At 72.4% G+C, this 9,442-nt stretch carries 9 protein-coding genes and 1 tRNA gene; 5 read left to right on the top strand and 5 right to left on the bottom strand.

Going from position 1 to position 9,442, the window contains the following annotated elements; all coding sequences use genetic code 11:
- Positions 1–7: 7 nt before the first annotated feature.
- Genes AOM02_RS13820 through AOM02_RS13830 form a run of 3 tightly spaced genes read right to left on the bottom strand, consistent with a single transcriptional unit; the run spans position 8 to position 2,471 of the window.
- Positions 8–949, bottom strand: a complete 942-nt coding sequence (locus tag AOM02_RS13820) for a prenyltransferase/squalene oxidase repeat-containing protein (RefSeq protein ID WP_082105112.1) — start codon at positions 947–949, stop codon at positions 8–10.
- Positions 946–1,989 carry a heparan-alpha-glucosaminide N-acetyltransferase domain-containing protein gene (locus tag AOM02_RS13825; protein ID WP_062300301.1) on the bottom strand — a complete coding sequence of 348 codons (1,044 nt, stop codon included), beginning with the start codon at positions 1,987–1,989 and terminating at the stop codon, positions 946–948. Before AOM02_RS13825 ends, AOM02_RS13820 begins: the two co-directional genes overlap by 4 nt.
- Entirely contained in the window at positions 1,986–2,471 is a 486-nt protein-coding gene (locus AOM02_RS13830; protein WP_169746641.1) for a ClbS/DfsB family four-helix bundle protein, read from the bottom strand. The genes AOM02_RS13825 and AOM02_RS13830 overlap by 4 nt, the downstream gene beginning before the upstream one ends.
- Before the next feature lie 77 nt (positions 2,472–2,548).
- Between AOM02_RS13830 and AOM02_RS13835 the strand changes: the two genes are divergently transcribed.
- The 5 genes from AOM02_RS13835 to AOM02_RS13855 all read left to right on the top strand — a co-directional run bounded on the left by AOM02_RS13835 (position 2,549) and on the right by AOM02_RS13855 (position 6,208).
- The gene (locus tag AOM02_RS13835) at positions 2,549–3,331 is read left to right on the top strand and encodes a fumarylacetoacetate hydrolase family protein (RefSeq protein ID WP_062300305.1); all 783 of its coding nucleotides are present in this window, start codon (positions 2,549–2,551) and stop codon (positions 3,329–3,331) included.
- A gap of 63 nt (positions 3,332–3,394) precedes the next feature.
- A complete protein-coding gene (gltX, locus tag AOM02_RS13840) occupies positions 3,395–4,876 on the top strand; it encodes a glutamate--tRNA ligase (protein WP_062300307.1) in 1,482 nt (493 codons plus the stop codon).
- A gap of 10 nt (positions 4,877–4,886) precedes the next feature.
- Positions 4,887–5,612 (top strand): HAD family hydrolase, encoded by a 726-nt coding sequence (locus AOM02_RS13845; protein ID WP_062300309.1) that lies wholly within the window; start codon positions 4,887–4,889, stop codon positions 5,610–5,612.
- A 26-nt stretch (positions 5,613–5,638) separates the two neighbouring features.
- Positions 5,639–6,076: a hypothetical protein gene (locus AOM02_RS13850; RefSeq protein WP_062300311.1), complete on the top strand. Its 438-nt coding sequence runs from the start codon at positions 5,639–5,641 to the stop codon at positions 6,074–6,076.
- Positions 6,077–6,136: 60 nt separating this feature from the next.
- Positions 6,137–6,208 (top strand) — tRNA-Gln (locus AOM02_RS13855).
- A gap of 57 nt (positions 6,209–6,265) precedes the next feature.
- Here the strand turns inward: AOM02_RS13855 and AOM02_RS13860 are convergent.
- Both AOM02_RS13860 and AOM02_RS13865 read right to left on the bottom strand, forming a co-directional pair.
- Positions 6,266–7,045: an SDR family oxidoreductase gene (locus AOM02_RS13860; protein ID WP_062300313.1), complete on the bottom strand. Its 780-nt coding sequence runs from the start codon at positions 7,043–7,045 to the stop codon at positions 6,266–6,268.
- Positions 7,046–7,151: 106 nt separating this feature from the next.
- Positions 7,152–9,305, bottom strand: coding sequence for an ATP-dependent Clp protease ATP-binding subunit (locus AOM02_RS13865; protein ID WP_062300316.1), 2,154 nt, complete (start codon positions 9,303–9,305; stop codon positions 7,152–7,154).
- Between the last annotated feature and the right edge of the window lie 137 nt (positions 9,306–9,442).

Here is a 9,442-nt window from a genome sequence, read left to right on the forward strand (position 1 = left end):
ACCGGGTTCAGGCGCGCTCCTCCCACCACCGCAGCACGCGGAGCGCCCGCAGGGTGTTCCACCGCGACGGCCGGCCGTCGCCGTCCTCCATGACGAACGGCACCCTGCCGCGGTGCGTGTTCTCGAGCGGCCACGTGCCCACCGCGGACCGTCGTGCGCGCAGCATGTCGATCGCCTCGCCGGCGCGCTCGTCGGGCTCCGCCCCGGACTCGCGCAGGTGCTCGAGCGCGCGCAGCACGTCGTAGTGCCAGTAGGTGGGGAACGAGAAGCGCTGATAGGCGGGATCGACCACCGCTCCGGTCGAGCGGCGCCGCATGAGGCGGCGGTCCAGCAGGTACTCCTGGCCGTCGAGGAAGGCCTCGCCCGCCTCGGGCGCGAGCGCGCCGTGGGTGCGACGATGCGCGACGAGCGACTCGAGCGCGCCGATCGTCGAGTGGAAGCTCGACTTCGACGACCGCCACGGCGGGTCGCAGTTCCAGCCGCCGTCGGAGCGCCGGTCCTTGACGAGCCGCGCGACCGGGGCCGCCATGTCCTTGCCGAAGTACGCGCCGATGGTGATCGCGGTCGACAGCGAGCAGGCCTCGCTCTCGCCCTCGAGGAACGGCTGGTCGCCGTCCTCCCAGCGCACCGAGGCGAACGCCCGCTCGGCGGCCTCGCGGACCGCGTGCGCGTCCGGGTCCACGCCGAGGTGCGTGAGGAGGAGCAGCACGTGCGCGGTCGAGGTCCACGGCTGCCCGTCGTCCACGTCCCGCTTCCCGGAGGGCCACCACGCGCCGTGGTCCCAGCTGCCGTCGTCGAGCTGCATGCCGAGCAGGCGGGCACCCCAGCCCTCGCGGGCCACCCGGGCGCGCTCGTCGACGACCTCGATCGGGTCCGCGTCGAGGAGGTCGCGCATCGTCTGCCAGCGGATCGCGGGGTCCCCGGCCATGAGCCAGTCGGCGACGCTCACGCGGTCACCTCCTCGGGGTCGCGGGGTGCGGGCAGGCCGCGCACCGCGCGGTCGCCGGCCGCGTTGGAGGCCGATGTGAGGATCCGCTCGAGCGGCCCCTGGCCCAGGCCGCCGCGCCGCCATGCCCAGGCGGTCGCGAGCAGCACGGCCTCCAGGACGAGCAGCGCGACGTTCGACGGCTCGAAGACCATCTCGGGGCCGACGATCCAGATGATCAGCACCTGCAGCACGTACGCGGACAGCGCCATCGAGCCGACCGCCTCCACCGGGCTCAGCAGGGTGCGCGCGCGCGGCGCGATCCAGCACGACGCGCCGATCACGGCCATCGCGACGCCCGCGTTGTGCGTCATCTCGACTGGCGTGTACGAATGCGCGACCAGCCCGGTCACGGGTCCGTCGCCGGCGACGATGCGCACCAGCGCCGCCCCGGAGGCCGCCATCACGCCCAGCCCCACCAGCAGCGCCTGCGTGCGCGCGGCGCGCAGGGCGAGGCGCCCGATCACGATGCCCAGCAGCACGTAGCCGATCCATGCGAGCGCGGGGTAGTGGAGGCTCCACAGCCGCCCGACGATGGGCGCCGCCTCCCACCAGCCCTCCGGGCGCACGGCCTCGACGACCACGCGTCCGAAGGCGAACGCCAGGCCGGCGGCGCCCACCAGCGCCCACGACGGCAGCCGCAGCAGCGGGAGCGCGAGCAGCATCATGAGGCCGAGGTTCACGAGGATGATGTCGACCCCGGTGTGCATCTCCGCGAGCACGAGGCCGATGAGCACGAGGAGCCCGGCCCGCGTCGCGACCCGGGCGCGCGTGAAGCGGAGCGCCCGTGCATCGTCCCTTCCGCCCGCGTGCGCGAGCATGAGCGAGATCGTCACGCCCGCGAGCACGGCGAACAGCGCGGACGGGCGTCCGTGCGACGCGACCAGCCACGGCCACGGCTCGCCGTCGCCGCGCGAGCCGTCCGCGCCCACATGCGCCGCGACCATCCCCAGCACCGCGAGGCCGCGCGCGACGTCCAGCCCGACGATGCGCCCCGCGCTCACGCGGGCACCCCGGCCCGGTCGAGCAGCTCCTGCGCCCACCGGTAGTGGCCGCCCAGGCACTCGTGCGCGACCGAGCCGAGCCGGTCGCCGCCGAGCCACGGGAACGCCTCGGGTGAGGCGAGCGCCGCATCGTCCATCGCGCCGACGAGCGCGGCGGCGCGCGCGTGCGAGGCGACCGTGGCGGCCCGCGCCTCGTCGTACGACAGGTGACGATGCGCGGCCTCGAGGGCGTCGTTGAGGTCGCCGAGCGTCGCCCAGGTGTACCCGTCGGCCGGGTAGGCGGAGGTGCGGCCGGCGGCGTCGTCCGCGAGCCAGCCCTCGAGCAGCAGGTGCCATGCGTGGAGGTGCGTGAGCACGTCGGCGACGCGTCGGCCCTCGTACGCCTCGGTGAGGTCGGCGTCGGGATGCGCGTCCGTCCGCGCGAGCAGCCGGGCGAGGCCCTCGTCCGCGCTCGCGACGATGCGGTCCGCTGCCTCTCCCATGCGGCCCATCGTAGGCACGGGCCGCGGCGCTCTCCCGGCATCGGGCGGGGTGCACGCGAGCGACTAGGCTGGAGCCCATGCGTATCGCCCGTTTCACCACCGGAGCCGAGCCCCAGTACGCGATCGTCGATGGAGAGCCGGGCGCCGAGGAGCTCGTCGTCCTCACCGGCGACCCGATGTACACGCCGGGCACCGTCACCGGCGAGCGGATCAAGCTCACCGACGACGTCCGGCTGCTCGCACCCGTCATCCCGCGCTCGAAGATCGTGTGCCTCGGCAAGAACTACGTCGAGCACGCCAAGGAGATGGGCGGCGACGTCCCCGACATGCCGCTGCTGTTCCTCAAGCCCAACACCGCGGTGGTGGGCCCGGACGACCCGGTGGTGCTGCCGCACTACGCCGAGGACGTCCAGCTCGAGGCGGAGCTCGCGATCGTGATCTCGCGCGTGTGCAAGGACGTCAGCCCCGAGAACGCCGAGCAGTACATCTACGGCTTCACGTGCGCCAACGACGTCACCGCGCGCGACGTCCAGCGCCAGGAGAGCCAGTGGTTCCGCGGCAAGGCATTCGACACGTCGCTGCCGCTGGGGCCGTGGATCGAGACCGAGCTCGCGCACGACGACGTCCACGTCATCGGCCGCATCAACGGCGAGGAGGTCCAGAAGGGCCACACCGCCGACATGGTGACCGACGTCGCCACCGTCGTGTCGCTGGTGTCCGAGGTCACCACGCTGCTGCCCGGCGACGTCATCCTCACCGGCACCCCGGCGGGCGTCACCACCATCAACCACGGCGACGTGGTCGAGGTCGAGATCGAGGATCTCGGCGTGCTGCGCAACCCCGTCATCCGCCGCCCGTAACGGGCCCACCCGGCCCACCCCCCGCATCGTGCGCCCCACCCGGGCGCGAAGAAGGAAGAGCACATGAGCAAGGTCCGCGTCCGCTTCTGCCCGTCCCCGACCGGCCTGCCCCACGTGGGCATGGTCCGCACGGCGCTGTTCAACTGGGCCTACGCCCGCCACACCGGCGGCGACATGGTCTTCCGCATCGAGGACACGGACGCCGAGCGCGACTCGCAGGAGAGCTACGAGATGCTCCTCGACGCGATGAGCTGGCTGGGCATCGACTACGACGAGGGCCCCGGCATCGGCGGCCCCTACGGCCCCTACCGCCAGTCCGAGCGTCACGACCTCCACGCCGACGTGGTCCGCCGGCTCGTGGAGGGCGGCTACGCGTACGAGTCCTTCTCCAGCCCCGAGGAGATCGAGGCGCGCCACAAGGCCGCCGGCCGCGACCCCAAGCTCGGCTACGACGGCTTCGACCGCGACCTCACCGACGAGCAGAAGGCGGCGTTCCGCGCCGAGGGCCGCGAGCCGGTGCTCCGCATGCGCATGCCCGACGAGGACATCGTGGTCGAGGACCTCATCCGCGGCACCGTCACGTTCCCCGCGGGCACCGTGCCGGACTACGTCATCGTGCGCGCCAACGGCATCCCGCTGTACACGCTGGTCAACCCGGTCGACGACGCGCTCATGAAGATCACGCACGTGCTGCGCGGCGAGGACCTGCTGTCCTCGACGCCGCGCCAGATCGTGCTGTGGCGCGCGATGGTCGAGCTCGGCATCGCGGATGCCGTCCCGGCGTACGCGCACATGCCGATGGTGCTCGGCGAGGGCACCAAGAAGCTCTCCAAGCGCGACCCCGAGTCCAACCTCTTCCACCACCGCGACCGCGGCTTCCTGCCCGAGGGCCTGCTCAACTACCTCGCGCTGCTGGGGTGGAGCATCGGACCCGACCGCGACGTGTTCACGCCCGCCGAGCTCGTCGAGGCCTTCGACATCGCGGACTGCACGCCCAACCCGGCCCGCTTCGACCTCAAGAAGGCCGAGGCGATCAACGCCGAGCACATGCGCATGCTGCCCCCGGGCGAGTTCGCCAAGCGCGTGGTGCCCTACCTCCACGACGCCGGCCTGCTGTCGACCGCGGAGATCCAGGAGCTCACCCCGCACGAGGAGCAGACCCTCGCCGAGGCGATCCCGCTGGTCCAGACCCGCATGACGCTGCTGGGCGAGGCGCCGGGCATGCTCGGCTTCCTGTTCCTCGGGGATGACGAGATCGTGGTCGAGGACGCCGCGCGCGCCAAGCTGCCGGAGAACGCCGCCGAGATCCTCGACGCGTCGATCGCGGTGCTCGAGGGGCTCGAGGACTTCTCGCCCGAGGCGCAGCAGGACGCGCTGCGCGCGACGCTGGTCGACGAGATGGGCATCAAGCCGCGCTTCGCGTTCGGCCCGCTGCGCGTCGCGGTCACCGGCCGCCTCGTGTCGCCGCCGCTGTTCGAGTCCATGGAGATCCTGGGCAAGGACCACGCGCTGACCCGCCTGCGCAGCCTGCGCGCGTCGCTCTGAGGCCGCGCGCGTGATCCGGGGGGTCCTGTTCGACGTCGACGACACGCTCGTCGACACCCGCGGGGCCTTCCGGCACGCGCTCGCCTCCGTCGCGGTCGACTACCTCGGCGACGTCGACCACGACGAGCTGGTGCGGGTGTGGCGCGAGGACGCCAACGGCTGGTACCGCGCCCACACCCGCGGCGAGATGACCCACCGCGAGCAGCGGCACCGGCGCGCCAACGACCTCCACGAGATCTTCGACGGGCCGTACCTCGACCCCGAGGCGTACGAGGTGTGGGACGCGTCGTTCGAGCGCTACTTCCGCGAGGGCTGGAAGGCGTACGCGGACGCCGCGCCCGCGCTCGACGCGCTCGACGCCGCGGGGATGCCGTACGGCGGCCTGTCCAACGCCGCCCACGGGTATCAGGAGATCAAGCTCGCGGCCTGCGGGCTGGCGCGCATGCCGATGCTCGTCGGCGTCGACGCCCTGGGTGTCGGCAAGCCCGATCCGCGCGTGTACGCGCTCGCGTGCGAGCGCCTGGGCCTCGACCCGGCCGAGGTGGCGTACGTGGGGGACGAGTTCGACGTCGACCCGTGGGGCGCGGTCCAGGCCGGGCTGGGGCTCGGCGTGTGGATCGAGCGGCCGGGCGCGCACTCGCGCGACGTCGACGGGCTGTGCGGCGACGGCGTGCCCCGCGACGGCCTCGTGCGCATCGGCTCCCTCGCGGACCTGCCGGCGGTGCTGGGGCTGTAGCCGGGGCGGCGGCGTACCGTGAGCCCATGGTGAGGCTCGTCGCGGTTCTCGTGGCCGCATCGTCCCTGCTTGCGGCGTGCGCGGACGCGACGGTGGACGATGCGACGGGCGGCTACCTCGCGACCCAGGAGGAGGTCGGTGCGATCGCGGGCGCGCGCCTCGAGCTGACCGGCACCGTGCGGGTGCTCGCGAACGGCTGCCTCATGCTCGAGCGCGACAACGGCAAGCAGCCCTGGATCGTGTGGCCGCCGGGCGCGGTCCCCGGGCCGGCGGGCGGCGCGACGCTGGGCTCCGAGGACTACATGGCGGGGGACCGCGTCAAGGCGACGGGCACCGTCGCGGTGCTCGCGGACCTGCCGGGCGGCAACCGAACCGACAGCTACTACGGGACGCTGGGCCACTACTGCGACGGCGACTCGGCCGGCGTGGTGGTGCTCGACTCGATCCGACACGCGGCCGGATGAGGCGATTTGGGTTCCGCGCCGATGTCGGGTAAAGTGACTCTCCGTTCCGCTGGAACGCAGTGGGCTATGGTGTAACTGGCAGCACGACGGTTTCTGGTTCCGTTAGTTGAGGTTCGAATCCTTGTAGCCCAGCTCTTCGAAGAAAGGGCCCGCCTGATGGCGGGCCCTTTCTCGTCGTCCGGGGCGTGCTCACCACACGGAGTCGCCGCGGATCACCACGTCCGAGCCGCCGTCGACGAACACCACCTGGCCGCACAGGTGCGAGTTCTCGTCGCTCGTCAGCCACGCGAGCAGCCGTGCCACCACGACCGGCTCCGCGACCCCGTTGAGCGGCATCGGCACCATCTGGAGCAGCTGCTCCTCGGCCTCCTTGGTCGCGATCATGTCCGCGGTCATCGGCGTGCGGATCACACCCGGCGCGACGGCGTTGAGGGGGATCGACGCGCCCGCCCAGTGCTCGGTCGCCGCGTGCCGGCGGACCCACCGCGCGAACGCGATCTTGGTCGAGGCGTAGATCTGCTGGCCGGTCTGCTCGTCGGCCGCGAGCACCTCGGCGCGGGCCAGCGCGCGCGGCTCGTCGCCCGCGAGCATCGCCTCGACAAGGTCGGCGTCGCCCGGCATGAGGCTCGCCATGGAGCTCACGCCGGCCGCCCGCGGGGCGGGGGAGCCCAGCAGCAGCGGCCGCAGGTTCTCGAGCGTCGCGACCATCCCGAAGAAGTTGACGGCGACCGTCGCGGGGATCGGATGCGCGAGGCCCGCGATCGCGAGCACCGCGTCGATGCCGTCCGGCGCCTTCGCGCGCACGGCGTCGGCGAGGCCGGCGCGGCCCTCCGCGGTGGTGAGGTCGGCCTCGACGTCCGCATCGTGCAGATCGATCCCGACGACCGTGTGGCCCTGGCCGGCGAGCAGTTCGGCCGTGGCCCTGCCGATGCCTGACGCGGCACCCGTGACGACATACGTGCGCGCCATCGCGCACCTCCTCGGCGAAGGGGGACTGCTTTCACGCTAGCCCCGCCCGCCGTGCGGCGCGCGACGGGGCCCGGGCGGCTCGTGCCCCCGGGCCCCGCGCATCGTCCTAGCCGACGGTGAGCGTCACCCGCTCGCCGTCCCAGCCGGCCGTCACCGCGTCGCCCTCGCGGACCCGCCCGTCGACGATCTCCTTGGCGAGCTCGTTGAGGAGCCGCGTCTGGATGAGCCGCTTGAGCGGCCGCGCGCCGAACGCCGGGTCGAAGCCGTCCTTCGCGAGGGAGGCCCGCAGCGCATCGTCCACCGTGAGCACGATGTCCTTCGACGCCTCGAGCCGCGCGATGTTCTTCGCGAGCTCGGTCCCGACGATGCCCTCCATCGCGGCGGGATCGATGCGGTCGAAGACCACCACGTCGTCCAGGCGGTTGAGGAACTCGGGCCGGAACGCGCGTCGCAGGACCTCGAGCAGCGACGCCTCGAGCGCCGCCCGGTCCTCGCCGTCCCACGCCAGCACGATGTCCGAGCCCAGGTTGGACGTCATCACGATGATCGTGTTGGTGAAGTTGACCGTGCGGCCGCGGCCGTCGGTGAGGCGTCCGTCGTCGAGCACCTGCAGCAGCACGTTCCACACGTCCGGGTGGGCCTTCTCGACCTCGTCGAACAGGACGATGCTGTACGGGCGCCGGCGCACGGCCTCCGTGAGCTGGCCGCCCTGGTCGTAGCCCACGTAGCCCGGGGGAGCGCCGATGAGGCGGCTGACCGCGTGGGACTCCATGTACTCGGACATGTCGATGCGGATCATCGCGCGCTCGTCGTCGAACAGCTGCTCGGCGAGGGCGCGGGCCAGCTCGGTCTTGCCCACGCCCGTGGGGCCGAGGAACAGGAACGAGCCGATGGGCCGGTTGGCGTCCGAGATGCCCGCACGGGCGCGACGGATCGCGTCGGCGACGGACTCGATGGCCCGGTGCTGGCCGATCACGCGCTCGTGCAGGCGGTCCTCGAGGTGGGACAGCTTGCCCGACTCGTCGGTGAGCAGCTTCTCGACCGGCACCCCCGTCCACCGTGCGACCACCGCGGCGATGTCCTCGCCCGTGACCTCCTCGCGGAGCATGCGCTCGTCGGCGGGGATGGCGTCGAGCTCGGCGCGCGCGGCCGCGATCTCCTTCTCAGCGGCAGGCATCTCGCCGTAGCGGATGCGGCCGGCCCGCTCGAGCTCGCCGTAGCGCTCGGCGCGCTCGAGGTCGCCGCGCAGCGACTCGAGGCGCTCGGTCGCAGTCGAGACGCGCACGATGAGGTCCTTCTCGCGCGCCCACCGCATGTTGAGGCGGTCCGACTCCTCGCGCAGGCGGGCGATGTCGGCGTCGATCTCCTCGCGGCGCTGCTTGGCGTGCTCGGACTTGTCCTTGGCCACCTGGGTGCGCTCGATCTCGAGCTGCATGATGCGCCGACGCGCGCGGTCGAGCTCGATCGGCATCGAGTCGAGCTGCATCTTCAGCGCGGACGTGGCCTCGTCGATGAGGTCGACGGCCTTGTCCGGCAGGAAGCGCTCGGTGATGTACCGGTCGGACAGGCGCGCGGACTGCACGATCGCCTCGTCCGTGATCTTCACGCCGTGGTGGACCTCGTACTTCTCCTGCAGGCCGCGCAGGATCGCGACGGTGTCCTCGATGCTGGGCTCGCCCACGTAGACCGGCTGGAAGCGGCGCTCGAGGGCGCTGTCCGTCTCGACGTGCTCGCGGTACTCGTTGAGCGTGGTCGCGCCGATCATGCGCAGCTTGCCGCGCGCGAGCATCGGCTTGAGGATGTTGCCCGCGTCGACGGAGCCCTCCGCGCGGCCCGCGCCCACGATGGTGTGGAGCTCGTCGACGAAGAGGATGATCCGGCCCTCGGACTCCTCGACCTCCTTGAGGACCGCCTTGAGGCGCTCCTCGAACTGGCCGCGGAAGGCGGCGCCCGCGACGATCGAGCTCATCGCGATCTCGATGACGCGGCGGTCCTTGAGGGACGAGGGGACGTCCCCGGCGACGATGCGCTGGGCGAGGCCCTCGACGATCGCGGTCTTGCCGACGCCGGGCTCGCCGATGAGGACGGCGTTGTTCTTGGTGCGGCGCGTGAGCACCTGCATGACGCGACGGATCTCCTCGTCGCGTCCGATGACGGGGTCGAGCGCCCCCTGCTCGGCCAGGGCGGTGAAGTCCTGCCCGAACTGCTCCAGGGCGCTCTGCTGCTCCTCCGAGCCGGGAGCCATGGGCTGAGCGGTCATGCGAACCTCCTGCAATGATGGTGTGCGGCTCATGACTTGAGTCGCCTTCGCTCAACTTTACATAATGCTTCGCGGTGCGGCAAGGGGTGGGTGGGACGATGCGGGGGAGGGGGGCGGGGCAGCGGTGCGGGTGCCCC

It is taken from the genome of Demequina maris (assembly GCF_000971155.1).
Classification (GTDB): Bacteria; Actinomycetota; Actinomycetes; order Actinomycetales; family Demequinaceae; genus Demequina; species Demequina maris.

Excerpts from the sequence above, each read along its gene's own strand:
- gltX (WP_062300307.1), top strand. The coding sequence starts at position 3,395 with ATGAGCAAGGTCCGCGTCCGCTTCTGCCCGTCCCCGACCGGCCTGCCC.
- AOM02_RS13830 (WP_169746641.1), bottom strand. The coding sequence starts at position 2,471 with ATGGGAGAGGCAGCGGACCGCATCGTCGCGAGCGCGGACGAGGGCCTC.
- AOM02_RS13835 (WP_062300305.1), top strand. The coding sequence starts at position 2,549 with ATGCGTATCGCCCGTTTCACCACCGGAGCCGAGCCCCAGTACGCGATC.
- AOM02_RS13865 (WP_062300316.1), bottom strand. The coding sequence starts at position 9,305 with ATGACCGCTCAGCCCATGGCTCCCGGCTCGGAGGAGCAGCAGAGCGCC.
- AOM02_RS13860 (WP_062300313.1), bottom strand. The coding sequence starts at position 7,045 with ATGGCGCGCACGTATGTCGTCACGGGTGCCGCGTCAGGCATCGGCAGG.
- AOM02_RS13850 (WP_062300311.1), top strand. The coding sequence starts at position 5,639 with ATGGTGAGGCTCGTCGCGGTTCTCGTGGCCGCATCGTCCCTGCTTGCG.